Annotated in this window: 22 protein-coding genes and 5 tRNA genes; 9 read left to right on the forward strand and 18 right to left on the reverse strand. The window is 47.0% G+C overall.

The window, feature by feature from the left end:
• Window positions 1-122: 122 nt before the first annotated feature.
• The 7 genes from QHH26_06975 to QHH26_07005 form a co-directional block, all read right to left on the reverse strand.
• Complete coding sequence (locus QHH26_06975; GenBank protein ID MDH7481704.1) at window positions 123-1,157, reverse strand: NDP-sugar synthase; 1,035 nt, start codon at window positions 1,155-1,157, stop codon at window positions 123-125.
• A gap of 35 nt (window positions 1,158-1,192) precedes the next feature.
• Complete coding sequence (locus tag QHH26_06980) at window positions 1,193-2,293, reverse strand: DegT/DnrJ/EryC1/StrS family aminotransferase (protein MDH7481705.1); 1,101 nt, start codon at window positions 2,291-2,293, stop codon at window positions 1,193-1,195.
• Between the two features lie 2 nt (window positions 2,294-2,295).
• Entirely contained in the window at window positions 2,296-3,129 is an 834-nt protein-coding gene (locus tag QHH26_06985; GenBank protein MDH7481706.1) for a sugar phosphate nucleotidyltransferase, read from the reverse strand.
• Window positions 3,130-3,250: 121 nt separating this feature from the next.
• Window positions 3,251-3,326: transfer RNA gene (locus tag QHH26_06990), tRNA-Thr, on the reverse strand.
• A gap of 28 nt (window positions 3,327-3,354) precedes the next feature.
• Window positions 3,355-3,430, reverse strand: a tRNA-Phe gene (locus tag QHH26_06995).
• Window positions 3,431-3,479: 49 nt separating this feature from the next.
• Window positions 3,480-3,558, reverse strand: a tRNA-Asp gene (locus QHH26_07000).
• A gap of 67 nt (window positions 3,559-3,625) precedes the next feature.
• A tRNA-Val gene (locus QHH26_07005) sits at window positions 3,626-3,701 on the reverse strand.
• A 586-nt stretch (window positions 3,702-4,287) separates the two neighbouring features.
• On the opposite strand from QHH26_07005, the gene QHH26_07010 reads away from it, so the two are divergent.
• From QHH26_07010 to QHH26_07025, 4 genes are all read left to right on the forward strand, one after another.
• Window positions 4,288-6,039 carry a glycoside hydrolase family 99-like domain-containing protein gene (locus tag QHH26_07010; protein ID MDH7481707.1) on the forward strand — a complete coding sequence of 584 codons (1,752 nt, stop codon included), beginning with the start codon at window positions 4,288-4,290 and terminating at the stop codon, window positions 6,037-6,039.
• A gap of 2 nt (window positions 6,040-6,041) precedes the next feature.
• A complete protein-coding gene (locus QHH26_07015) occupies window positions 6,042-8,042 on the forward strand; it encodes a hypothetical protein (GenBank protein ID MDH7481708.1) in 2,001 nt (666 codons plus the stop codon).
• A 9-nt stretch (window positions 8,043-8,051) separates the two neighbouring features.
• On the forward strand, window positions 8,052-8,531 hold the full coding sequence (locus QHH26_07020) for a GNAT family N-acetyltransferase (protein ID MDH7481709.1): 480 nt from the start codon (window positions 8,052-8,054) through the stop codon (window positions 8,529-8,531).
• Window positions 8,532-8,715: 184 nt separating this feature from the next.
• Window positions 8,716-9,174: a CBS domain-containing protein gene (locus QHH26_07025; protein MDH7481710.1), complete on the forward strand. Its 459-nt coding sequence runs from the start codon at window positions 8,716-8,718 to the stop codon at window positions 9,172-9,174.
• Between the two features lie 63 nt (window positions 9,175-9,237).
• Here the strand turns inward: QHH26_07025 and QHH26_07030 are convergent, their stop codons facing one another.
• Both QHH26_07030 and galT read right to left on the reverse strand, forming a co-directional pair.
• Window positions 9,238-9,897 carry a 50S ribosomal protein L25/general stress protein Ctc gene (locus QHH26_07030; GenBank protein ID MDH7481711.1) on the reverse strand — a complete coding sequence of 220 codons (660 nt, stop codon included), beginning with the start codon at window positions 9,895-9,897 and terminating at the stop codon, window positions 9,238-9,240.
• Window positions 9,898-10,153: 256 nt separating this feature from the next.
• The gene (gene galT / locus QHH26_07035) at window positions 10,154-11,224 is read right to left on the reverse strand and encodes a galactose-1-phosphate uridylyltransferase (GenBank protein ID MDH7481712.1); all 1,071 of its coding nucleotides are present in this window, start codon (window positions 11,222-11,224) and stop codon (window positions 10,154-10,156) included.
• A 749-nt stretch (window positions 11,225-11,973) separates the two neighbouring features.
• On the opposite strand from galT, the gene ileS reads away from it, so the two are divergent.
• Window positions 11,974-15,105, forward strand: a complete 3,132-nt coding sequence (gene ileS, locus QHH26_07040; protein ID MDH7481713.1) for an isoleucine--tRNA ligase — start codon at window positions 11,974-11,976, stop codon at window positions 15,103-15,105.
• Between the two features lie 126 nt (window positions 15,106-15,231).
• Here ileS and QHH26_07045 read toward each other — a convergent pair whose 3' ends face one another.
• From QHH26_07045 to QHH26_07060, 4 genes are all read right to left on the reverse strand, one after another.
• On the reverse strand, window positions 15,232-15,579 hold the full coding sequence (locus QHH26_07045) for an ASCH domain-containing protein (GenBank protein MDH7481714.1): 348 nt from the start codon (window positions 15,577-15,579) through the stop codon (window positions 15,232-15,234).
• Window positions 15,580-15,745: 166 nt separating this feature from the next.
• Entirely contained in the window at window positions 15,746-16,030 is a 285-nt protein-coding gene (locus QHH26_07050) for an MTH1187 family thiamine-binding protein (protein ID MDH7481715.1), read from the reverse strand.
• A 92-nt stretch (window positions 16,031-16,122) separates the two neighbouring features.
• The gene (locus QHH26_07055) at window positions 16,123-16,908 is read right to left on the reverse strand and encodes a L,D-transpeptidase (GenBank protein MDH7481716.1); all 786 of its coding nucleotides are present in this window, start codon (window positions 16,906-16,908) and stop codon (window positions 16,123-16,125) included.
• Window positions 16,909-17,024: 116 nt separating this feature from the next.
• Window positions 17,025-17,108 (reverse strand) — tRNA-Leu (locus tag QHH26_07060).
• A gap of 81 nt (window positions 17,109-17,189) precedes the next feature.
• On the opposite strand from QHH26_07060, the gene QHH26_07065 reads away from it, so the two are divergent.
• The 4 genes from QHH26_07065 to QHH26_07080 are packed head-to-tail and all read left to right on the forward strand — an operon-like array spanning window position 17,190 to window position 22,343.
• Entirely contained in the window at window positions 17,190-18,428 is a 1,239-nt protein-coding gene (locus QHH26_07065) for a DNA double-strand break repair nuclease NurA (GenBank protein MDH7481717.1), read from the forward strand.
• Window positions 18,429-18,476: 48 nt separating this feature from the next.
• The gene (locus QHH26_07070) at window positions 18,477-19,211 is read left to right on the forward strand and encodes a hypothetical protein (GenBank protein MDH7481718.1); all 735 of its coding nucleotides are present in this window, start codon (window positions 18,477-18,479) and stop codon (window positions 19,209-19,211) included.
• Window positions 19,208-20,893 carry an ATP-binding protein gene (locus tag QHH26_07075; protein ID MDH7481719.1) on the forward strand — a complete coding sequence of 562 codons (1,686 nt, stop codon included), beginning with the start codon at window positions 19,208-19,210 and terminating at the stop codon, window positions 20,891-20,893. Before QHH26_07070 ends, QHH26_07075 begins: the two co-directional genes overlap by 4 nt.
• Before the next feature lie 13 nt (window positions 20,894-20,906).
• Window positions 20,907-22,343, forward strand: coding sequence for a hypothetical protein (locus QHH26_07080; protein MDH7481720.1), 1,437 nt, complete (start codon window positions 20,907-20,909; stop codon window positions 22,341-22,343).
• A gap of 116 nt (window positions 22,344-22,459) precedes the next feature.
• Here the strand turns inward: QHH26_07080 and QHH26_07085 are convergent, their stop codons facing one another.
• From QHH26_07085 to pfkB, 5 genes are all read right to left on the reverse strand, one after another.
• Window positions 22,460-22,780 (reverse strand): hypothetical protein, encoded by a 321-nt coding sequence (locus QHH26_07085; GenBank protein MDH7481721.1) that lies wholly within the window; start codon window positions 22,778-22,780, stop codon window positions 22,460-22,462.
• Between the two features lie 732 nt (window positions 22,781-23,512).
• A complete protein-coding gene (gene secG / locus QHH26_07090; protein ID MDH7481722.1) occupies window positions 23,513-23,761 on the reverse strand; it encodes a preprotein translocase subunit SecG in 249 nt (82 codons plus the stop codon).
• Between the two features lie 87 nt (window positions 23,762-23,848).
• Window positions 23,849-24,034 carry a twin-arginine translocase TatA/TatE family subunit gene (gene tatA, locus QHH26_07095; GenBank protein ID MDH7481723.1) on the reverse strand — a complete coding sequence of 62 codons (186 nt, stop codon included), beginning with the start codon at window positions 24,032-24,034 and terminating at the stop codon, window positions 23,849-23,851.
• A gap of 32 nt (window positions 24,035-24,066) precedes the next feature.
• Window positions 24,067-24,246, reverse strand: a complete 180-nt coding sequence (tatA, locus tag QHH26_07100) for a twin-arginine translocase TatA/TatE family subunit (GenBank protein MDH7481724.1) — start codon at window positions 24,244-24,246, stop codon at window positions 24,067-24,069.
• Window positions 24,247-24,261: 15 nt separating this feature from the next.
• Entirely contained in the window at window positions 24,262-25,191 is a 930-nt protein-coding gene (gene pfkB, locus QHH26_07105; protein ID MDH7481725.1) for a 1-phosphofructokinase, read from the reverse strand.
• Window positions 25,192-25,241 lie beyond the last annotated feature (50 nt).

The raw sequence follows: 25,241 nt of genomic DNA on the forward strand, positions 1-25,241 counted from the left end.
CAATTTCCCAAAAATCATTATTCTTTTACACTTCTCTTTAAAAGCTCTTTTATGCTAAGTTTCCAATTATACCCCCTAGCGTCTTTAAGTATCCGAAGAATGCATGAAATGATTGCATAGACTCAGTGTCTGTTCGGATCAACAATCACCCCATCGAACACAGCGGCATTCGATTTTACTTGGCAGCCCTTGCCAACAACACAGCGCTCGAGTATCGTATTCTGCATTACTCGAGCCCCCTCCCACAAAATGCTTTCCTTCACGGCAGCTTCCTGTTCCACAACACAATTATCACCAAGCACCGAGTTTTCTAACACCCTTGCGTTTCGCTCAATTACGCAATTATTGCCGATAACAACCGGATAGCCAATCTCTGCGGTTGGGTCTATTTGCGTATTTGTGCCCATCCATACGTACTTCCGAACCTCCGGCAGGGGGAATTGTATTTTTACTCGGCCACGCAGGGCGTCATTATGGGTTTCCTGGTACTGTTTCAGATTACCAACATCACGCCAGTATCCAGAGGTAATGCATCCATAGAATCGCCGCTTTTGCTCAAGAAGTAGCGGAAACACATTGTTACCAAAGCCAAAAAACGTGTCCTTGGGGATAAGTTCGAATATCTCGGGCTCAAAGACGTATATGCCAGTATTCGCCAAATTGCTGAAGATTACCTCGCCCTTGGGTTTCTCAATAAACCTTGTGATTCTACCTCGTTCATCACACAGAGCTATACCGTACTCGGATGGGTCGTCTACAATCGATAGAGCAATAGTGCAAATCGCTTTTTTCTCTTTGTGCAAGTTTACTAAGCGGCTAAGGTCTATATCAGCAAGGTCATCGCCACCTATAACGACGAAGGTGCTGTCGAAAAAGTTTTCACAGCGTTTTACACTCCCGGCATCGCCCCAAAGGCGGTCTTCATGGGAGTAATGGATTTTCACTCCCCATCTTGAGCCGTCACCAAAGTAACTTTCTATTTGATCACCTAGGTAATGCAGATTCACCATTATGTTCCTAAACCCATGCCTAGCAAGCAACTCGACAATATGCTCCATGACGGGCTTGTTCATAATTGGCACCATGGGTTTTGGCACATTGCGCGTCAGGGGGTCCAACCTTGAACCTACTCCTGCTGCTAGAATCATCGCCTTCATTCTCGAGCTTATCCTCCCCCAAAGAACTCTGTCAATCACTCAAAGAAAGTACGAATAGTAGCTGCCACATGGGCAAGTTGTTGCTCTGTAAGTTCGGGAAACACCGGCAAAGAAAGCACTTCACGTGCAGCTTTCTCAGCCTCGGGAAAGTCGCCTTCCTTGTATCCCAAATAACGATATGCCTCCTCGTAGTGCAAAGGAGTAGGGTAGTATATCCCAGTTTCAATACCTGCTGATTTTAAATAGCTTCTAAGTTCATCGCGCTGGGTTGTTCTTATTGTATATTGATGATAAACGTGCTTGTTACCTGGCTGTTCTATAGGAATGCTAATACAAGCATCTGCGAAAAGTTCGTTGTATATTGCTGCGTTATTCCGACGCCTCTCATTCCACCCATCTAGATAGGGAAGCTTGGCTCTGAGTATCGAGGCTTGGAGCTCATCTAGCCGACTGCAGTAGCCAATGTGCTTGTAAGAGTAGGTCCCGCCGCTTCCATGAAACCGCAGATATTTGACTTTTTCCGCCAACTCTTGATTATTTGTGAGCACCATTCCACCATCGCCTGCTGCGCCAAGATTCTTAGTTGGGAAAAAGCTTAGCGTTACCATATCACCATAGCACCCGATTGGCTTCCCTTTATGTTCTGCGCCGATGGCTTGGGCGCCGTCGCATACCACATGAACGTTATGGCGCCTAGCAACCTCGAGTATAGAGGTCATATCCGCCGCTTGACCATATAAGTGGACAGGCATTATTACTTTCGTTTTTGGGGTGATTTTATCTTCAAGCAATGTTGGGGAGATATTAAAGGTTTTTGGGTCGATATCAACAAATATCGGGCGGGCGCCTAATAGAGCTATTACCTCAACAGTCGCCACGAAGGTAAACGGCGTAGTGATTACCTCATCCCCAGCTTTTACTCCAAGCGCTTTAAGCGATAGCGCTAGAGCATCCGTCCCCGATGCGACGCCGATTCCATACGCTGAGCCGCAGTACTCGGCTATTTCTTTCTCCAAAGCTGCGACGTTTTCGCCAAGTATATACCGGCCATTTTCCATTACAGTCTGAACTGCCTTGTCTATATCAGACCTAATTGACTGATACTGAGCCCTTAAATCAGCCATCGGCACATACAACTTTAGGAGTCCCCCTTCGCGACCCTCTCTACTATTGTTGAAAGATGAGGATCAGCCATACATGTTTTAATAAATGCTTCACAGTAGACTTCAAAGTCTCCAATGTCATACCGGTATTCGTCTTTTCGAGTCGGCACGCACCAAACCCGCTTTCCAGCGGAAATTCCCAGCCTTACCGCATCGGTAATCTGAATCTCGCCCAATGCCCCTGGGCGCGTCCGCCTTATCCAGTCAAATATCTCTGGTCCGAAGATATATCTCCCACCGATTGCATAATCACTTGGTGATTCTTCGACCGGCGGCTTTTCTATTACATCCGATATTTCAAACGACTCAGCAATTTCGCCCACGGGCTTAACCATGCCATATTTTGGTGCAGTGGTAATCGGCACCTTCTCAACAAGAATGGCTGCGAACGCCGGGTTTGATTGGTAAGCCGATATCAATCTCCTTACTGGGAAATCATCGTATGGGGAGATTACAACTGTATCCCCCAATGCTACGATAAAATCCTCTTTGCCTACTAACTCTTCCGCTTGCAAAATTGCATCGGCAAGGCCTTTTTGGGTTTCCTGAACAGCATACGAAATACGAACTTTGCCCTTACAATCCGCCCTGTCGAAATATTCCCTTATACTTCCTCCGGTTGGAGAAACTACAAATATAATATCTTCTACGCCCACCGCCTGCAACTCCTCTACTATATGCTGGACAGTCGGCTTGGTTCCAAGCGGCAATAGCACCTTTGGAATGATATTGGTAAGCGGTCTCAGTCTAGTGCCATGCCCAGCAGCAGGAATTACAGCTTTTGTTATTAGGGAATTATTGGTAGGCATAAGCTTACCTCCGGCGAAAAATCTTGTGGTTCAAGCGAGAATAGTAGGCGAAGGAATAAAAAGCGAGGCCAATCAGCACACCCGTGGAAAATCACAGTCCAAATCCTCGGAGACATATAAATGGAGCCGACGATCCGATTCGAACGGACGACCCGCGCATTACGAATGCGCTGCTCTACCAGCTGAGCTACGTCGGCCCGCACTACCGCTCTGATGATACCAGGTTGGTGCCGGGACCCAGAATCGAACTGGGGACACGTGGATTTTCAGTCCACTGCTCTACCAACTGAGCTATCCCGGCACTACTCCGCGGTAAAGGCTATCGGCAAAGTCAGCTTTCAAATTAAAAATGGCGGGGATGACGGGACTTGAACCCGCGGCCTCCTGCGTGACAGGCAGGCGCTCTAAACCGTACTGAGCTACACCCCCGTGTGTAGCCAAAAGTCAAAAGTGAGGAAACCCTTCTTGTGCTCCTTCAGCTTTTGCTTGGCTTCGTTGGTGGGCGAAACAGGGCTCGAACCTGTGACCTCTTCCTTGTAAGGGAAGCGCTCTCCCAACTGAGCTATTCGCCCGCGTCCGGTAATCAATCCCGGACCCTCTTCACTGCGTAGTATATCAACACTACGCCCAGCTGTCAATAAAAACAGGTACTGCCACCTGCTTGATTTTCTCAATCAAAGCGATTTACGCAATCAAAGTATAGCATCCTGCGAGAAATATGTCAAGATAAAACACACTCTTTTACATCATCCGAGTACATGTAAATTGCGCTCCAAATTTATTTTCCACAGACTGTAAATACAACTGCGACTGTCAGAAACTATGCGCAGTCGTTGGTAAAAAGTATGCAGAAAGTCTGCCATGAGCAAGAATTAAACGCTGGTGAAAAAGACTTTCTATCACACCATTTGCTTGTTTTCTGCTATGCGGTTCGGCTTAAATGCGAATTAGCATCAGCTGCTTGACAATGCGACCGAGAAAAGCTACACTTCGATTACACTTCGAGCCGGCAGGCGATAACGTAACGGCACTAGTTTCCAATTTTATGTATCTTAACGAAAAATTATAGGTGTAAGTAACGCTGGCTTTTCCCATCAGTCGCCAGTGCATTTGTACACTTTTAATACTAGGCTAATATGCGAAAAGGGAGCAATTAGCGTGAGTTACACAAAAGCATCCTATCCTTTATTTTTCCCTGCTTTTCCCCACCTATTCCTGATAACCACAATGGCTTGCATTGGGCTGCTAGCCCACCATGCTTCTTATGCAACGGAGGTCAAGCCGATGATTGGAGTCTACTACTTTCCAGGCTGGTATCGTGCCGCCAAGAATCCATCAGGCGAAACAAGCGAATGGCGGTCAGCAATTATGAAGGCCGCCGTTCCACGACCGCTATGTGGATTCTATAACGATGCAGACCCTCGGCTATGGAAGTACTACATTACCTGGATGTCCTCCCACGGAATAGATTTTATTGCTTTCGATTGGTATTACAACGCCGGCCAGGAATTCCTCTACGAATCACTGGACCGCGGGTTCCTGCAAGCCAAGAATGCAAAAGACATCAAGTTTTGCATTCACTGGTGCAATCACGGCGGTGGATGGTGGCTTAAGCCGCTTGACCAAACAAAGCCTGCTATTCTCGAGATGACAGACCTCTTATGTGCAAGATACTTCCATCGCCCGAACTACTTGAAAATAAACGGATGCCCAGTATTCATGATATATGACATACGCCAGCTTCTTAGCTTTGGCGGCCCTGATGTTCTCAAGGATACGCTGGCCGCAATGAGGAAACGCGCAAAAGAAAATGGCTTCAAGGGCCTCTACCTTGTAGCGCTATACCATGGTAGCTCCCGCGAATATATGTCCATGTTAAAAGAAATAGGCTTTGACGCTTTCACCGCCTACACGTACTCATGGATGCGCCCTCCAAGCGTAGTATGGAATACTGAAGCTGTGCCTTATCCTGACCTTGCTGTGATGCTTTCCGATTGCTTTTACGAGCAGGTCAAAAAAGATAGCATGAAGGCAGGCATTCCATATTGGCCAGCGACGTTCCCAGGATGGGATGACCGTCCGCGCCGTGGTTTAGAAAATGCCTTCATGAACGTCGGAAGCACGCCTAAAGCATTTGAAATAATGTTCAGGGGCGCACTCAAGCAAATCAATCCAGCATCTCCAGTCGTGATGATTGAGGCTTGGAATGAATGGGGCGAGGGCGCTTGTATCGAGCCATCGAAGGAACATGGCTTCGGATTCCTCAAGGTTTTGGCAAATGTGCTTGGCAAACGGTCGCCTAACGAGTCACTTCCAACTGCACAGGAGATTGAATCGTGGAGCGTGCTCACGCCCGATGAGCTGAAGGTTGCCAAGGAAAACGAGCTAAAGCCGTGGCCCAGCAAAAAACCGAAATTGGCGCGGCGTGGGAGGAGTTTTGACGTACCCGAAGTAAAAATGCCGTATATTATAGACTTTGCCACCGGCGGCATAACAATGGAGGATGTTTGGCTCGATAACATATCTGCCATAGAAAGGACACCTGAAGGAACTATATTCGAAGCGAAGGGCAGCGACCCAAAGATTGTACTTCCTGAGATGCGAATTCCAACGCACCAGATAAAGCACATCACTATAGAAGGGAAGATAATAAGCAATACAACCGATATCGAGCAACGCGATATGGAGATTTACTGGTCTACTGGCCTAATGCCAGAGTTCTGTGGGTTCGCTTCTGCTAATGTTTCTTGGCCAACAAAAGGATACCCAACGGTTGACATATCAGAGATAGTCTGCTGGGGGAAAACGGGCACACCTCTACTTAGGCTAAGAATCGATCCTTGTGCCAACGCAGGTGCTGGCGTTCGTTTTCTTATCCGCAGAGTGATTATTTCAGGAGATTTACATTAAGCATGAGATTGATAATCTTCGGAGTGCTAGCAATGTTGATAAGCATGTCGGATGCAAATGCCGGCAAATATTCGGGGCGCTATTGCGAGGGGAAGGGCGATGTAGCGTTCCTGCAATTGATTGACCAATCCTTCGGCTTCTTCCATGCAAATCCAGATACCCAAAATATTTCTATGCTTTATTACCCAGAGTGGGACTGCTTGATTGAGGGATTTCCGACATGGATGGCATGGTGGGTTCAGAACAGCTACGGGCCAACATATTGCTCACTACCATTTCTGCAGGAACCATACCTGACGTTCCTTCAACACTCGCAAGATATGTGGTTTAAGCACCAAGGAGATGGAAAGACAAAACGCGAACACGACCTCATAGGGCCGGATGGGTGCTTATGTGACTGTGCATTTCCAACCGGCGCCCATATGGTACAGGGCGACTGCAATTGGCCAATCCATGATTGGGGTTTTGAGTTCACCGCTGCTGGCGTGGTAATGCAGGCAGAACTACTTCTTATCCAGCGAGATAAGGCTGCAATAAAAAAGTACTTGCCAAACTTAGAGCGAGCATGCAACTTTATAGAAACTAGGCGTGATGCTAATGGCCTTTTTCTAGTGGGCCCAGCGGCTAATCTCCTAGCACCGAGCTATGGAGGCATACGACAGCCAGATGGAAGCTTTGGTAGAGGATATCTAGCCGGACTTTCGGTTAATTACATCGCTGCATGTGACCGTATGATTGAGCTATTTAAGCTTGTCGGCGACAAGGAAAAGGCAAAGCTTTATGAGCAACGGCGTAAAATAACAAGAGATTCCCTGCCGCTGCTTATGACTTCGGAGGGCTATTTCGTCAAATCAATGGAGGTTAATGGAACAAAACACGGCGTATTTGGCAATGAGAAATATGGTTACTTTGAAGTTGCCCCTAATGTTGATGCCATATGTTTCCGCGTTGTGGATGAGGCCCAGGCCAATAAAATTTACGCGAAGATTGCTTCAATTCCTCAGCTCCGACCGCATGACTTTCTCATAACAAACTATCCTTCGCTTGACGATACATATGAAGCATGGGATAGTACGAATCTAAATGGTCTTTGGGAATACGGCAGATGGGTTAACGGCGGCGTATGGTCCACCATGGAAGCCCGAGCAATAATTGCCTACTACCGACTAGGAAAATATGAGGATGTCTGGTGTTCAAATCTTCAATCCATGAAGTTCGTGCGGGATTACCAGATGGATGCACCGCTGACCAATTTTGGGGACGATATCTGGTTTAAGGATAGGCTAACCAACCTATGCTACGACGCCTTGGGAATCCCCGCCGCAACTATCCGTGGGCTTTTCGAATATGTATACAAAGCCGACAGCTTGACACTCTACCCGCACTTGCCGGCTTTCATAAGCGAATATGTTCAAAAGGAGCCCATACGTTTCGGAGAAAAGCGAATTTTCATAGCTGTCAAAAACAACGGTCCGGAGGTCAAAACAGTTAAAGTTAATGGGAAAATCATAACTCAGACCGAAAAAGACCGGGTTGTCCTACCATTTGCCTCGCTGCCGAAACGGGCCCAAGTAGAGATTACAATGACAGGCGAGTGGCCTCGAGACGCAGTTAAAAAATTGAATTATAAGTCAGCAGAAGGGATTTTTGGAATCAAACTTGCAAATAAGCCAAAGCCTTCGGAGTCATTCACCAAACCTCTACTCTCAGCGCTTAACTCGATGATGAACCTCATAAAAGAGGAATCTAACGTCGATTATGAGCTTGCATTTCTAACGGAAACCATTAACGCCCTTCAAGCCTATGATGAAAGAGTTGCGAGGGATGCGGCAGGAGAATATCGGCAATTCAGTCCAGAAAAACGAGTGGCAATCTTAAACATGTATAAGAATGCTGCCATGAACATGTATAATGGGTTTGATTCCCTAATGAAGCGCTATGCCTCCTCGAACGATCCCCAAAAAAGGAAGCTTTCGACATTATATTCAAAATTACAGGAGTAAGGATTTCAAATGGCTGATATGCTCGTTCATCTTTTAAATCTACCCGACGACCGTGAAGACATGGAGCGACTCATGGCTGAGGGCATTATCATTAGACGTGCGCGCCCACTCGAACGCTCGGTTGTTCGTAGGTACGTGCTCAGCAAATGGTCTGAGGTCTGGGCAGACGAAGCCGACACCGCTTTTTCCTCTCAACCGCCTACAATTTTCATCGCCACTCACGAGAAAAAGATCATCGGCTTTGGCTGTTATGAAGTAACGTGCCGTGGGTTCTTTGGGCCAACTGGAGTGAATGAGGAATATAGGGGCAAGGGGATTGGCAAGGTTATCCTCATAGAGTGCCTGCGGGCGATGAGGGAAATGGGATATGCTTACGCCATAATAGGCGGTGTTGGGCCAGTGGATTTCTACTCAAAGTGCGTCGGTGCTACCTTAATCCCTGACAGTACACCTGGCATATACACTGATATGCTTCAGCGCGATGAATAAAAAGTTCGACACGTTATTAATGCCCAGGCGATACTTGAACCATTTGATACTCTACAACAATAGTATTTCTTTTATCTCCAATTTTCTGTAGTTAAATAACTAAAGGATTTTTGCGCTAGGTTGGTTAACCTTTTTACAGTTTATCGTATATTGTTTTTGCTGTAGATAAATAGGGGAGGTGGAAATGAAAGTAGGAGAATTGATAAGACAAAATATACCAACCGCAACATTCGACACCACTCTCGAAAAGGCAGTTTCAATGCTTGCCGAGTCGGACATCAGCGGCATCCCAGTTGTAGATAATGACGGCAAACTTGCAGGCATTGTTACCGAACATGACGTTATGAAACTGGTACTACCCGCATATGAAATAGTAAAGCCCGACGAATCTAGCAAAATGGACTATGATTTTTTAATGGCAGCGCGGGCTGAACAGGTGCGAAATAAACCTGTTTCTTCTTTTATGACGAAGGACGTCGTAGCGATAGGTGAAGATTATCCGCTTATTTCCGCAATTTCAATAATGCTGATGAAAAGGCTCAAAGTGCTCCCGGTCACCCGCGAGGGGGCGCCGATCGGCATAATTACTCGAATTGACCTTGCGCAGGCGGTTTTGCGCTTAAAAGACGAAAAACTGCAATAAATAAAAAGAGCCTCGGCGGTTCTTTTTGCCGAGGCTCTAAAAAACACGATATTCCCAATATAATTAGGACTCCTTTGCCTTTTCCGATGATTCCTCGGTTGGAGCCGCTGGAGCTTCCTCGGCAACTTCGGGAGCGGGCGCCACCTCTTCAACCCTCACGGCCGGCATTCTCACTGTGGCAACAACGATATCCGAAGGTGGCCCTAGCACTTCAATGTCTTCCGGCACTACTAGGTCGCCCACGTGCACCGATTCGCCCAGCTCAAGCTTTGAGACGTCTACATCAATGTGCGGTGGTATATGGTCAGGTAACGCCTTAACTTCGAGCTCACGTACGAATTGCTCAAGAATCCCACCTTGCTTCTGTCCGGGCGCCTCCCCAACCAGCACGAGCGGTACTGATGCATGCACTGGCTCGTTTAGGGAAACTCTGTGAAAGTCAACATGGATTATTTTCTTCGTAATTGGATTCCTCTGAATTTCTTGAATTAGCACAGGGTGAGCTTTTGATGTTTTGCCATCAACTTTTAGGTCTATTAATGCAAGCCGCCCACCTGGCGATTTGAGAATTTGCTCAAATTCCTCGCTCTCTATCTCTATCGCCTTCGGTTCAAAATCCTTGCCATATACTGTAGCAGGTATCTTGCCCTCACGCCGGAGCTTTTTCGTGTAGCTTTTCAATAGGCTCTGCCTACTCCGTGCAGAGAGTTGTAGCCTGGTCATGATATCATTCTCCTTAACAAAGGTTGAAAAATCAATACATAAGCGTAAAACACCGAGCTGTAGTATATACTATGCATTCCCTAAAGTCAAGTAGTCCCCCAATAGTTCACAGTTTTTGAACCCATATTCAACGAACTTCAAACAAAAGCGACATGAAACTCCCATTGTTCGCTTTGAAGTTTAAATGGAAGCATAAGAGGGTAGCTTTTTGGCTACCCTCTTATGCCTTTAGATTGTGGGTATTGTAAGCGGACTTTCAGTGGACACAAACTTCGGCTTTATCCTTCTCAGTATCGGATTTGCCGCCCGTGTTGTCTGGCTGCTTTGCTGCATCTCTAAGGTGCTTCGCAGCATCCTCAGGTGCCGTTACGTTTATGTATATGCCCGTCCCCATCTCAAAGCCTGCTGCGATGGTGAGCCTGGGGGCTATCTCAAGATGCCAATGGAAAGTGTGATCTTTTTCGGCATCAAATGGTGCCGTGTGCAGAGTATAGTTGTATGGCGGATAGTTCAGGCACTTTCCTATCATTTGCAGTGCTCTCTGGACTACATCTGCGAATGCAGGAATTATCTCTTGGCTCTCGGCAAATGACTTATAGTGCCTCTTCGGCATGATCCAGGTTTCAAACGGGAATTTTGGCGCAAACGGCTCAAATGCAATGAAGTCCTCTGTCTCCACAATCACTCTTTGACCAAAGTTAAGTTCCTGGCGAATCATGTCGCAAAAAATGCATCGGTCATGATAATCATAGTATCTTTCGGCGCCAACAATTTCTTGTTTCACTTCCATCGGAACCATGGGCAGGGCAATCAGCTGGGAATGAGGATGTTCGAGGGATGCGCCGGCTACCTTCCCATGATTGCGGAATATTAGGATATACTTGAATCTAGGATCTTTCCTCAAGTCAAGTATTCTCTGGTGGCAAGCCCACCATACTTCCTGCGCTTGGCGAGATGATATGGTAGCCATGCACTTGTCGTGCTCCGGAGTCTCAATGATTACCTCATGTGCCCCTACCGCATTCATGAAATCATACATCCCAACGCCACCCCGGTCGAGGTCTCCCTCAATAGCCAGTGCAGGGAATTTGTTAGATACCACCCTTACCCACCAACCTGGGCTGTTAGGTGGACTTCCCGGAGGACGGAAAGCCAGCACCTCAGGCGGAGTCATTTCCTCATTCCCTGGACAAAACGGGCAAGTGGCGCTGAATGCCGGTCTTTGTGAGGTATTCTCGGCTTGGGAAAAATCGGATGGTCTCTTGCTACGCTCGGTGGCTATGATCACCCATTCCCTCGTTACCGGGTTTTTTCTCAACTGCGGCATCCTTGTCTCCTTTGCTGTCAATCCTACTAAAATTTGCCAGGAGGCTCAATCAATATTGTCGGAAAGGTTTGCGCTCGACTATAGGTCAGAAACGAAGGTTTAGAAAGATATTTAACTTTTAAGGACGAAAACTGTGCTTTGGTAAGCGGAATGCATCGCAATGGCAGCATTCTACTGAAGAGTCGTTTATGCTGTTGACAAGACGACTTTTTAAAAAGTATAATGAGTAGCTAAGTCAACTTAAAACCGAAAAAGGCGAAGACGAGGACGAGTACCCGCTCCAGGAAATGCCTGGGAATTCGAATCACAAACTAATTAGGCGCAGTATTACGCTAAAGTGTTCGAATTAGCGACATGGTTACAGAGAACCGGGGCAGCTGAGAACCGGAACCTAATGTCGGCGGGGAATATCACCTTCGAGCTGGAACGGCGAAAACAAGCACAACCAGCAACCATTTCGGTCGAAAGAGTAGTTAGGCGCGGATGTTGTGTTTGCCATTAGTCGTTCACGGGAGCTCCCGTTACAGAGCAAGAGAATGTCGGAATGCAACGAATAACGTATTAACCTAGATTTTTCTCGTTATCCGTTGGTTCCTAGTTCTCTGCGAGGTCGGCGGCGCGAGCCGTTGGCGAAAATGGGTGGTACCACGAAGGCTTATGCCTCTCGTCCCGTTAGTGGGTCGAGAGGCTATTTTATTTCAAATTAGCTATACCAATACTAAGTCATTCTAGCTCTTGGGGGTCGTTCGATGTTTAAAGAAGCAAAGAGCAGTTTGAACTTTCCAGAGATGGAACACGAAGTACTAAAATTCTGGGAAGAAAGACGAATATTCGATAAATTAAGGCAAAAGAACCATGGCCGGAAGCATTGGTCGTTCATTGATGGCCCTATAACAGCGAACAACCCTATGGGGGTCCACCATGCTTGGGGCCGAACCTACAAAGACATCTTCCAGCGCTTTAAGGCAATGCAAGGTTATGACCAGCGCTATCAGAACGGCTTTGACTGCCAGGGTCTTTGGGTCGAGGTCGAAGTTGAGAAAGAGCTAGGCTTAAACTCCAAGCGTGAAATCCTTGAATATGGGCTAGACCGCTTCGCTGAGGCATGCCGTAAGCGCGTGGAAAAATTTTCTGCGATACAAACCGAGCAATCGAAGCGGCTTGGCCAGTGGATGGACTGGGAAAACTCGTACTTTACGTATACTGACACCAACATCGAATATATCTGGCATTTTCTGAAGACCTGCCATGAGAGAGGTTGGCTTTACAAGGGTCAACGGGCTATGCCATGGTGTGTTCGATGCGGCACTTCGCTTTCTCAGCATGAACTAATTGATTCCTACCGCGAAATGACTCACACGTCGGTATACCTTAAGCTACCAATATTGGAGCGTGAAGGCGAGTACATGATGGTATGGACAACCACGCCTTGGACGCTCGCGGGCAATGTCGCGCTAGCGGTTCATCCAGACCTTGACTATGCCAAGGTAAGACAAAACAATGAAATCCTCTACTTGTCAGCTGGAACTATCTCAAAACTGAACGGCGATTATGAAATACTTGGCACCGTTAAAGGTAGCGAACTTGTCGGACTGCACTACAAGGGGCCACTATTTGATTTGCCAGCCCAATCGCAAGTTGAGCCACGGGTAGTTCCTTGGGACCTCGTTGGCGAGGAAGAGGGAGTAGGTGTAGTCCACATCGCTCCTGGCTGCGGTGCAGAAGACTACGAGCTTTCGCAAGAGCTTGGGCTGCCTGTAATCTTACCCATTGACGAAAATGGCTATTACTACAGCGGATTCGGTTGGCTCGAAGGAAAGTTCGTGGGTGACGTGGCACCTCTGATTTTCCAAGATCTGGAAAACAAAGGAATGCTCTATAAGACTGAAGAGTATTTGCATAGGTACCCCGTATGCTGGCGGTGTCATGAAGAACTCGTTTTCCGGCTAGTAGATGAATGGTTCATAGCATGCGACCAACTCCGAGAGCCTATGATTCGCGAAGCTAGAAAAGTTCACTGGGTACCGGATTATGCTGGCAAGCGGATGGAAGATTGGCTCAACAATATGGGCGACTGGTGTATCTCGCGAAAACGCTTCTGGGGACTCCCTCTCCCATTTTATAAGTGTGCGTGCGGTGAGATGACAATAATAGGGTCGAAAAAGGAGCTCGAATCGCTAGCAGTCTGCGGCTTAGAGCAATTGCGCGAGCTTCACCGCCCATGGATAGATGCCGTCAAGATCAAATGTCCAAAATGCGGGCAGGTTGCTGAGCGTATTCCCGAGGTTGGTGACTGTTGGCTCGATGCTGGTATTGTCGCTTTTTCGACGCTCGGTTACCTCGAGGAAGACAATTCATACTGGCAAAAGTGGTTCCCTGCTGACTTTGTCGTGGAAATGCGGGAACAAATCCGCCTTTGGTTCTACGCAATGCTCTTTATGAGTGTAACCCTGGTAGGCAGGGCACCATACAAGACAGTGCTGGTATATGAGAAAGTTCACGACGAACATGGCCGCCCCATGCATAAAAGCCATGGAAATGCTATATGGTTTGATGAGGCAGTTGAGAAAATGGGCGCTGATGTTATGCGCTGGATTTATGCAGGGTCGAATATCCAAAACAACCTAAATTTTGGCTACAGCAAAGGTGCAGAGGTAGTTCGCAATCTGCTCACCCTTTGGAACGTATATTCATTCTTTACAACCTATGCAGTAGTTGATAAGTGGTTACCATCTGAAAAATCAAACCAGGCAAAAAAATCCGAGCTCGATCGCTGGATTCTTTCTCGACTGCACAGCCTCGTCGCTGAAGCAACAAAGGCTATGGAAGCATTCGATGTTGCTCATGTAACCCATGCGGTTGAAGCATTCGTGGATGACCTCTCAAATTGGTACGTCCGCTTAAGCAGGCGAAGGTTCTGGAAAAGCGAGTCCGACGAGGACAAGGAGGCGGCATACTCAACCTTATATGAGGTACTAGTTACGCTTACAAAGCTCCTTGCGCCAATAATGCCATTTATGACTGAGACAATATACCAAAATTTAGTATGCTCAGTATCACCCAACGCGCCAGAGAGCGTTCATTTATGTGATTGGCCGGTAGCAGACGAGTCAATGATTGACCAAAGATTAATGGAAGAAACCGATGCTGTGATGAAAATTGTGAGACTCGGGCGCGCCGCTCGCAACACCGCTGGGATAAAAGTTCGCCAGCCACTTTCAGCGCTCATGATTAAACCAGCCAACGAAATTGAGCGCGAAGCAGTCATACGAAATGAAAGATTGATTCTCGATGAGTTAAACATAAAGGCGCTTAAGCTGGTGGATGATGCGTCAGCGCTAATAAGGTACGCAATTAAACCTAACTTCTCTATTCTTGGGCCAAAATATGGCAAGTTAATGCCAAAGATACAAGCGGCTCTTGCCTCTGGAAACAACGGTGACATAGCTGCAAAAGTTCTTTCTAAGGAAAACATTACGCTAGAAATAGACGGCCAAGCCATAACTTTGGGTCCAGATGAGCTTTCAGTCGAAGCAGTAACGCCAGACAATTTGACTTGTGCCGAAGAAGCTGAAACAGTGGTTGCAGTGGATGTCACACTCACCAACGACTTAATCCAGGAAGGCCTTGTAAGAGATTTAGTACGGCATATCCAAAACATGCGAAAAGAATGCGGTTTCAACGTAGAAGACCGAATAACGATTGAATATAATACTGACGGCAAGCTTGAAGAGGCGATTATAAAGCATTCGGACTACATTTGCCAGGAAACTCTGGCCAACTCTTTAAGCAAAACCAATGATGGAGAGTCGTTCTCGAAGATAAAAATCGGCGGCGAGGAGGTTTTCCTGCGTTTGAACAGGGTCCAAGCACGCCGTTGAGAATCAAGCGAAAACAGAAAGCTACTAAAGGCAAGCATAGTCTTTGGTAATTGCCTAACGATTGCAAAAGCTTATAAAGTGGCAGGGTGTTTTATAGACGCCCTGCCATAAAATTTACAGTTTTCCTTATTCCATTACGCGAGAAAAATGAACAATTGTAACAAGATCCTCAGGGGTAACTGGGCGGTCATAGATACGACTAAGGAGGTTAATTACATCTTCCACATGTCGAAGCTCGGGACTTTCCTTTTCAACCTCGCGTGGGGTTAGCTCAGAAGCTCGCTTGACAGTTACGCTATCAATTATTGCAGTGAAAAGCCTTTGCCTTGGGCCATACTTGCGCCCAACTGTTATCCAAACTAGCTGGCCAGAGCGATATTTGTCGCTCTTGTCTCCAAGCCGGATTGTCGCCGTTTTGCGACCTTTCCTGAGCATATCCGCATAGGCTTCTGAATAGAAGTTTATCGCAAACATTACACTCGCCCTATAAATGGTGGTACCCAAAGCACTTTTCAAGCGAGTAAGTCTTTACGCCCGCTTAAATGATATTATATGAGATAAAACCGCTTGCTGTCAAGAAAAATGCCAACCACCCAAACAACCGGATGGTCGGCAAGAAACACTGCTGCAAGAAAGGTGTCTATCTATATCCTTCCAGTTCTTTCTCCATAGAGAGGCCTCCCTTTTTCTCGTCAATCCTAATTTCTGTAATGACTCGGGGGGCGCCTTTAGCAAGAACCGACTGATGCGCATGCTTGACCGCTTCCAGAATCTGGTCCAACTCTCCCTCTATGGTAGTGCCCAAAGCGCCCACCTCGTGCTTCAATCCAGCTTTCTTTATCTCTTCAATTGCCGTATCCACGAAAGGCCTCATCTCGCCTTCAACCATTGGCGTAACACTGAATTCTGCTAGCACTGCCGACATGTTGTTCCCTCCTATATGTAAACCCTTTTGCAAATATGGAAATTCGTAAAAAGAATACCCATGAGGCAAATAGTAAAAACGGCTAACTTCTATTAACCTTTCGGGCCAATAATCTCAACACGCGTACCTAGAGGCGTCATTTCATAGAGTTGCTTTGCATCTTGGATTGTTAGTCGATTGCATCCATGAGAAGCGGGACGTCCTAAGAGGTAATATTGAGTTCTAGGTGTGGCATGGATAAAGTGCCCCTCGTGATACCGCATTGCCCAAAGCATGGCAACATTAAACTGCGATGACCAATGGTATTTCGTTTTAGAAAGAATGCTGAAAACGCCAGCATGATCATGGATTCTTCGTGGACTTTTGGGCGAGTAAACCCAATTATAGGCCGCCGAGGATGTTGTTAGATAAGCATGAGTAAGCTTTCCATCCCTCTGCACATATAGTCGCTGGTTAATTCGCAAATGCAAATCAAGATAGATTCCATCAGCCCTTCGGTTTGCGAGAACTGCAGGGCGAAACCGATATGATTTCTCCTCTTTCCCCAAAAGCTTACCAGCGTCATTATAAGCCTTGATTTTAACCGAAAAGACAAGTGAATCAATCCAAGGCACCGTGAAGTGGAGCACACTCTGAGCTGCCGGTACCTTTCCAATTAAGTAGGAAAATTCCCCACGCGACTGACCGCCAAGCGGTGTGCGAGTGCCACTGATTGCAACGACGACGGTCTCCGCTCCACCGGCAGACCACTCGAGTGCGAATGTCTCGCCCTCGACCACCTCTATCTGCGAAGGCCACGTAACGTAAAGCGCCTGTGCGCATACATCGGATGCAATAAAACTTATTAGGAAACCCAAAGGTAAAACAATTAGCCGCATTTAAAACTCTTTTTCGAAATTACTATGAATACAAGTTGAGGTCTCTAAGAAACTCTTTATGAGTTACGATTATGATTTACTCCTTTATTTGCGAAAATCTAAATTACTAATCGGGGTGGTGGGCGAGGTGGGAGTCGAACCCACATGGGTTTCCCCGGCGGATTTTAAGTCCGCTGCGTCTGCCATTCCGCCACTCGCCCTGTGGGGAGAGTGATTTTTTAAAATTATATCATAATACAACTTCAACGACAATATTAGGGCGCTTAGATAGTAACCTTTCGTTGACAAAGAGCACTGCCCTTGTTATTATTGGCAAAACACACGTTCGCCTTACTTTTTCTGCTAGACCGGTTGCCAACATGCTTGAACTAGAGAAAATCGCACCCGCCGTGAAAGAGTTTGCCCGTGAAAAAGCAGATGTACTTAGGGGGCTGGGCGATCAATTCTCGGTGGCGAATAGAGTTATCAACGACATATGTTCAGATGTTAACCGCGCCCACAGCCGAATCGAAAAAGCCAGGACCTCCTGGCTGATTGCTGACTTCCTTGAGCCCCTGGATGTGGCTCACCAGTGTCCCACGTGTCCACATCCCCATGCTGTAATCGCGGTTGACGGCTCACAGATCGCCCCTGGCAAGCATGAAATTGCATTGTGTTTTCTAATTAACACGGCGGCTGTTGTTATCTACTACGGAACCAGCGAGCGGCCATATGCCGAAACAAAACCCGAGTTGTGCTACACAGAAGATAAACTATATGAAGACTATGCTGGCCGTCGCGTGCAAATTGCTGATAAATTTCTCGGCATCCGCCGAACCCTCGCCGAAAGCGACCACCTCGAGCAAACACTTCGAGAGGTTGCGTCAAAGGGCATCCCGGCTGTGGCACTGTGGGACGGAAGCCTAATACGATGGACCCTTGAAAGCGAGCCAACAGACTACAAAAATAGGGTGCTAGCTCAATACCTTAAGGTATTCGAAACTGCGAGAGAAAAACGCATACCAATTGTAGGCTATATTAGCGACCCGGGAAGCAAAGATTTCGTCAACTCCCTTAGGATAATGCTCTGTCCAGACGAACAAGTCGACTGCGACAAATGCGGGCGAGAGCCACCTCGCCCTTGTGATGCGGTAAATCAACTCAGCGATGGAGTAATATTTGAGAGGCGTTTGGAGCCCGGTTGCCGATCTGCTCTCTTCACTAGCAGATCAAAAATACTGGCACAATATGGAGAACATGAAGTTCAAGCTTGCTACTTGAACCTTGGGCAAGAGGTAGCTAGGCTGGAAATCCCAAAGTGGGTTGCGGAGGACGACGAGCTTCTTAATATGGTCCATGCTGTGTGCTATGACCAAGCAGAAAAAGGCCGGGGCTATCCTGTTGCCCTCTCACAGGCTCACGAGCGAGCAGTCGTTACCGCAAAAGACAAAGCTGAATTCTTCGAATTGATAAAGCACTTTTTCGTAAAGCATGGCGTACGTGTAAGCCACAGTTTGAAAAGGATATCGAAGGGATTCTAATTTCATTTTCTTTTACATAGCATCAAAAAGCTAGAGTAGGAGCAAAAGATGACATCCGAGGAGTGCATTGGCGAGATAATTGAAGCGACAACTACGGAATTTCTTGCCGAGAGCCGCGAGCTCCATGCCCCACCGGCATTCGGCAGCTTCGTGAAGGTTCCTTTCGACTTGCAACAAACAAGTCCGGAATCTCTGCCAACCATAACTAGCTCACAAGAAGAAAAAGATCCCTTCGAGGAACCATGGAAGCGTTTGGAGGGAACCTTCAGCCAATCATATAAATCGCTCGTCGAAGGCGAGGAGGAATTACAGATTCCACCTGCCATCTTCGGCATCGTCTACCACTCAGCCACGATGAATGTTGACTCAAACCGACGGCCCAGGGCTTACTGGAAAGACGAAGAAAAGCTAAAGGAAGAACAACCTGAGCTTGCAGAATGGCTGTTAATGACCGAATTTAGAGCCATAATTATTGGCTTCTCAGAAAATGGACGCATCCGTCGGTACCTGCCGCCTCGGCCGCCTAAGATACACTATTTTGTCTATCCTTGCACCACCGATGAAATTCGTGCGATTACACAAAGTATGGACTTTCTTAGAACGTTGTCAAGTTTCCGCAACGCCCCATCAGACGAAGTAATTGCGGCATGCATTCGTGAAGCGGCAAGAGCACATCAGCCAAACGATTTTGAATTCAAAGTTGCCGCTGGGAAAAAACTTGCCAATCTGTTAAAAGATGACTATGAACGCTTGGAAGCAATCATAAGGAGGGTTGCTCCATGAATGACCGCACTGGAAACGAAAACAAGGGATTTGTGGCTCCACCCAGTCGAAAAGAAATCGGTTTAGTGGTGAGCGGCTCTCTTCTTGAAGGCCTTAAGATGAAACTCCATCCAGACCAATCGGTCGAGGATATCCGTGCAGGTAAGTTTGTTGTCATCGAGGGCGAAAAGCATGAATTCTTTTCGATGATTACCGACGTTGTGCTTGAGACTTCAATCCGCGGCTTACTCGACAATCCTCCGAGGCGCGATAATGAACTTATGCACCAGGTTATCAGCGGCACAGCAACATATGGAACAATTCAACTTCGTCCGATGCTTATGCTCCCCTCGGGTTCAGAAGGCGAACTCCGACCTGTTAAAACGATTCCTGGACACTTTAGCCCAGTTTTTACTGCAGATAAAACAGATGTCAGCCGGATATTCGGCGATGAGAAGGCAGACCCAAAGTTCTTCCACATTGGCACGCCACTCGATATGGAAGATACGCCAGTCTGTCTGAACCTAGATCGCTTCGTCGAACGTAGCAACGGAATATTCGGCAAATCCGGCACAGGAAAAACGTTCCTAACCCGCATCGTTCTCTGCGGCATCATCAAGAACCGCAAGGCTGTCAATCTAGTCTTCGATATGCACAGCGAATACGGTTGGAAGGGAACGATTGAAAGTGATGGCGGCAGGGCAGAAGTTCGAGGCTTAAAGCAATATTTCCAGGACCGTGTTGCTGTGTTTTCCCTCGACCCTGAATCATCTAGGCGGAGGGGAGCACCAGTTGATTTCGAGGTAAAAATTCCTTACAGCCAGGTAACCGTTGATGATATTATACTCCTCCAAAATGAACTTAATCTCGCCCCTACTGCTTTGGAGACATCATACGCCCTCATAAATAAATTCGGGGAGAGTTTGTGGCTTAGCAAACTAGTAAAAATGAGCGCTGAAGAAATGGTTGAATTTTGCCAAACCAACAACATACACCAGCGCTCTTTGGAAGCACTGCAGAGAAAACTTAAGGTGCTTACCGAAAGCTGTAAATCATTCTTAATTGATGATTCTTTGCAACGTGTAGATATAGATGCTGTCAAACAAATAATGAGCTATCTTGATGATGGCAAACACGTAGTGCTCGAATTTGGTCAGCATACCCAGCCCCTTAGGTACATGCTGGTCGCCAACATACTTACTAGGCGGATTCACGATGCCTACGTAAAAAAGACTGAGGAAGCTCTGGGTGGAAGTGAGTCAAAGCCGACGCCCCTTATAATTACCATAGAGGAGGCACACAAATTTCTCAGCCCGCCGGTGGCGAATCAAACAATATTTGGAACAATCGCTCGCGAAATGCGTAAGTACAATGTGACGCTGTTAGTTGTGGACCAGCGACCTTCAGGGATTGACGATGAGGTATTATCGCAGGTTGGCACGCGAATAACTTGTCTATTAAACGATGAGAGGGATATTGACGCGGTGCTGACAGGCGTGAGCAACGCATCAGGATTAAGAGGCGTGCTTGCAACCCTTGACAGTAAGCAGCAAGCATTGATTCTTGGTCATGCAGTACCAATGCCTATTGTGATTCAAACACGCTTTTATGACGATGAGGACTTCCGCCTCAGCATGGGACAAATTCCTTCTGACAAGCTGGACGAACAAATAGAACATGAAATAAGCCGTGATTTCGCATAAAGTAGGCTTACCAGTGCGTAAAATCTTTCTACTAACCCTCAGCATACTGCTAACCGTACATTCAGCGCACGCGGAGGAGGAAAATAAACCCAATGAGGTGCGCATCGTAGCTGATTTTGAGAGCTACGATTTCGAAACCGAAGATTTTACTGCACAAGGCAATGTTAAGGTCACCTACGGCGACATTGACCTTATTGCAGAAAAAGTCAGCGGCAATGCCGGAACAGGAGCATTGGAAGCCATAGGAGGCGTCGAGTTCAGGCAGGGCGATCGCCTCCTAAAGAGTGGCAGCTTTTCGTACAACTTCATTACTGGCGAGGGACTAGCTAGTGACGCTACAGCCGTCTTGGATAACTTCTATTTTAAAGGCAAGGAGCTAAAGTCACAAGAAGCAAAATACACTATTTCAGACTCCGTCTTCACAACCTGCGATCGCCCAAAACCGCACTACTACTTAGCAGCACGCGAGCTTTCCTTCATCCCAGGGCAGAAGTTAACTGCCCGCCACGTCTCGATATACCTTTTTGGCAACCATATTATCTCCGTCCCAAAATACACCGTTAAACTAACAAAGAAAAAGCGACAATTCAAACTGCCACAAATAGGCATAAGCAGAACGTATGGTCTCCACGCTGGCAGCAAGTTCAATCTTTCATATGGGCCAAATACCACCGGAACTCTGGATATAATAATCTCTACAAGACAAATGTTCCAAGGCGGGTTCGAATTCCAAAGGATTGCTGGAAAGCCGTTCAGCGCAAATCTGACTTACAGACAACCTTACTATGGTGGCCTTAGATCAGATTTGCTCTTATCTCGCTTGCCTGAAATCACCTACAGGTTCTATTCCACTGATATGGAAGAACAAGCGGAGGATGCCGCTCAACCCGAAATAATGTTGATACGTCTTTTGAGTGCCGAAACACCTCCCAAACAAGAACAAAAGCTTAGTTTCATAGGGCAAGTTGGCATTGGGCAGTTTATCGAGGAGCCGAACCATATTAAAGCTACCCGATTTGATATTCGCGGAATTGCGTGGCTTAGACCCTACACTATTGGCAACCGTACTTATTTGTCTCCTGCCATCTCGTTCCGCCAGTCATTCTATAACAACGGAGATAGCTATACGGACCTAGGATTCCGCTTGGCCGCGGCACGAGCAATGGGCAAGAATGCATATATTTCGGCAGTATATGCCAACCACGCCATTGGGGGCTCAACACCATTCAAGTTCGACCCAATCGAGATACCCCATGAGCTCGCGGCAAAGATTGGTTTTCCATTGGGAACTTTTAAGGTGGAATTTGGAGGAAGATACAACCTTTCGGATAGGAGGCTCTTTGATTCGGAAATTTCCATTGCTAAAACAATACATTGCATTGAACCAAAAATTACTTGGCAAAGCCGCTTCAAAGAAATTTCTCTTGATGTTTCCCTGCTTGGATTTTAGGGTGCTTAACTAATATGCTTTTCAGTCAAAGCTTCTTTAACCTTAGAAAGCAAACAGCCCACCCAGAAAATAGAGTGGGCTGAAGAATCACTTCTCGAACGTTACCCTGGACAGGCTTAGTCGTCGTAACCTTCGTCCAGGTCGTCCTCGAACTCCTCATCTTCCCCGTCGTCCCAGCCTTCTTCGAGGCGGCTCTGAGCAACTCGTGCCTCAGCAGCTTCCCAATCCAGATCGGAGAATGGCTCGTGCTCTTGCTCCTTGAATATCGGACCATGAACTGGGCACACAATCGCACGAGTCCTGTTTGCAAACGTCCAGATTACTTCGAGTATTTCCGAGCAGCCGTCATGCGGGCAAACGGGGTGCTCATTGTGATAGAGAGCGGCTTCTGCGATTCGCAGAACCTCCTTTGCGTATGCATCCCTGGTCATGCTCATGATAAGTTCATCCTTTAGACAGCTATGATGGACAGAAATTCGCGCTTAACGCGCCCATCACAGCGTGGTTTGGAATGTTTTGACAGTTTGCGCCATTGATATTATAACGTTTATTCAAAGGAATTGCAAGGCTTCCATGAAAGTTGGCGGCAAACAATTTGCTATAAAGCGACAGCAAAGTAAACCTTTACTTTTAAATACGCCAACAATGGACTTTTGGTTCCACCATAGCTCGAAAATCAGCAGTTTGTTTTCAAAAATATCCTGCTAACGCCCCGCAATATCAACTGATTTTTCCTGCTGCCACTTATTTGAAAAATTCAATTGAGATTTTAGGATGCAAAAAGCCTAATTTTCTCAACGAATTGCCCATGTGTGTGACAATTCACAGGACACGCCTGTAAGTACATGTGGGCTTGTTGCGGAGAGACCCCCAGCATTCCCAAACAATTAAATATCCTCGGCCTTTTAAGTAATAACATCTGGAAACCAGATCTTCGCCGCACTCAGGGCATTTGCCTCGGATGGAAGCCGGATCTGGTCGATCATTTGTTCGGGTATTTTTCTTAATGCAAACGTGTTTCAAATAGATCAACCTTTCGAGAACGGGTGAAGTTGTACTAGACAATTGTATACTAATTGCAAATGGCTGTCAATTGTAGGCGAGTCTAAGCAAAAGGGACCGGCAAGCTTGACCTTGCCAGTCCCTCAAGAAAGGGGTCAAGAGGATATCTACGCTCCAGCTCTTATGCTAATCCAATAAAGGAGTGCGCTCGTAACTGCAAAACCCACTGCTGACCACTTTGTGAGCTGTGAAAGCTTTTCATCAAGCCCAGGCTTCCCCTTGAAAGTTGCTGAAGCCTTGCCACCAATTGTACCGGTCAGGCCCTCGCTCTTAGTTGTTTGTAGCATGACCAATACAATGAGTACGAGAGCGCTCACAAACTGCACGACGGTCAAAATTAGCGAAAAAGCACCCAATCAAATCCACCTCATTTCAGGTACTGCCCATCGAAACAGTAAAACTATACCATTAATGGTGATGGTTGTCAACTGACACACTTTGACTTAAGCCGATTCGGTTGTCTTCTTTTCCTTCTCTTCTTCTTCGTCTTCGTCAAGCAGACCCTTCGACGATTTCTTGAACTCTTTGATACCTTGGCCCAGTGACCTGCCCAGCTCAGGCAGTTTTTTTGCACCGAACAAGAGAAGGATTATCACGAGGATAATTATCAGTTCCTGACCGTGTGGCATAATAAAGTCACTTCCTTTCTCTTTATAGATTGTTAATCTTCATCATCTGCGGTAATTTCCTCAACCGACGATGTGAATTCTCTGGCCGCCTTCTTCAGCTCCCGAATTGCTTTTCCCATCGTTCGCCCGATTTCCGGAAGTTTCTTTGGACCGAAAAACAATAACGCCAGGAGCATAATTACAAAAATTTCGGGGAACTGTATGGATCCCATTTCCAACACCACCTGTTAAATACGCTCCAGCTCCACTTCCTCCGCAAGCCTATAGATATCTTCACGAGAGCAAAAGCCCGCCCCGTAAGTCATCGCATTTGCCGCACCAGCTGCAGTTCCCAGCCGCAAAGCTTCTTCCGGCGCCGCACCCTGGCTAAGAGCGTAGACTACTGCCGCCGCTAAAGCATCGCCGGACCCAACTGCGCTGACAAAATTAATTTCTGGCGATTTTGCACGCCAAACAACATCATCTGTGGCGATTAGCGCTCCATCGCGTCCGAAGGTCACAATCATCATTTCAATACCCTGCCTAACGAATTCGCATGCGGCATCTGCTGCTTCTTCAATCGTGCCAAGTTGGCGCCCAACAATTGCGGACAACTCGTGGATATTAGGTTTTGCCATGAACGGGAGCGCCTTGAATCCTTCTGCAAGCGGAGCACCATTGCCATCGAGAACGCAGCGCACATCGTACTGGCGAGCAATCTCAATCATATCCCGATAAATCGAATCCGGCACGCCCGGAGGAGTGCTGCCGGAAAGCACAGCAAACTCCATTCCAGGAACAAGGCTTTCAAACTTAAGCTTGAGCCTCTCAACCTCATCGGCGGTTATATTTGGGCCTATCTCATTCAATTCGGTTTGTGTCCGATTGACGGGGTCGAGAATTGCTATGCAAACGCGCGACTCCTCTTTGGTGCGCACAAAATCTGCCTTCAGCCCTTCAGCCCGCAAAGCTTCTAGGATGAATTCCCCGTTGTGGCCGCCAACAAAGCCAGTTGCAATCGCCTCGCCACCAAGCTCCTTGTAAACCCGTGCTACATTTATGCCCTTACCGCCGGCTACGATTCGCCATTCGCTGGGTCGGTGAACACGGTCTATTGAGAAATTCTCAACTGTATATGTCTTATCAACTGCAGTGTTTGGTGTAACAGTAAGAATCACAGAGAGCCATTCTCCAAAATAGGTGAAAATAATTGACAAGGATGCTGCAA

This window comes from Armatimonadota bacterium, assembly GCA_029907255.1.
GTDB lineage: Bacteria > Armatimonadota > UBA5829 > DTJY01 > DTJY01 > JAIMAU01.

Coding starts and splice junctions, on each gene's coding strand:
- QHH26_06975 (MDH7481704.1), bottom strand. CDS start 1,157: ATGAAGGCGATGATTCTAGCAGCAGGAGTAGGTTCAAGGTTGGACCCC.
- QHH26_06985 (MDH7481706.1), bottom strand. CDS start 3,129: ATGCCTACCAATAATTCCCTAATAACAAAAGCTGTAATTCCTGCTGCT.
- QHH26_07015 (MDH7481708.1), top strand. CDS start 6,042: ATGAGATTGATAATCTTCGGAGTGCTAGCAATGTTGATAAGCATGTCG.
- QHH26_07020 (MDH7481709.1), top strand. CDS start 8,052: ATGGCTGATATGCTCGTTCATCTTTTAAATCTACCCGACGACCGTGAA.
- QHH26_07025 (MDH7481710.1), top strand. CDS start 8,716: ATGAAAGTAGGAGAATTGATAAGACAAAATATACCAACCGCAACATTC.
- QHH26_07030 (MDH7481711.1), bottom strand. CDS start 9,897: ATGACCAGGCTACAACTCTCTGCACGGAGTAGGCAGAGCCTATTGAAA.
- galT (MDH7481712.1), bottom strand. CDS start 11,224: ATGCCGCAGTTGAGAAAAAACCCGGTAACGAGGGAATGGGTGATCATA.
- ileS (MDH7481713.1), top strand. CDS start 11,974: ATGTTTAAAGAAGCAAAGAGCAGTTTGAACTTTCCAGAGATGGAACAC.
- QHH26_07045 (MDH7481714.1), bottom strand. CDS start 15,579: ATGTTTGCGATAAACTTCTATTCAGAAGCCTATGCGGATATGCTCAGG.
- QHH26_07050 (MDH7481715.1), bottom strand. CDS start 16,030: ATGTCGGCAGTGCTAGCAGAATTCAGTGTTACGCCAATGGTTGAAGGC.
- QHH26_07055 (MDH7481716.1), bottom strand. CDS start 16,908: ATGCGGCTAATTGTTTTACCTTTGGGTTTCCTAATAAGTTTTATTGCA.
- QHH26_07070 (MDH7481718.1), top strand. CDS start 18,477: ATGACATCCGAGGAGTGCATTGGCGAGATAATTGAAGCGACAACTACG.
- QHH26_07075 (MDH7481719.1), top strand. CDS start 19,208: ATGAATGACCGCACTGGAAACGAAAACAAGGGATTTGTGGCTCCACCC.
- QHH26_07085 (MDH7481721.1), bottom strand. CDS start 22,780: ATGAGCATGACCAGGGATGCATACGCAAAGGAGGTTCTGCGAATCGCA.
- tatA (MDH7481723.1), bottom strand. CDS start 24,034: ATGCCACACGGTCAGGAACTGATAATTATCCTCGTGATAATCCTTCTC.
- tatA (MDH7481724.1), bottom strand. CDS start 24,246: ATGGGATCCATACAGTTCCCCGAAATTTTTGTAATTATGCTCCTGGCG.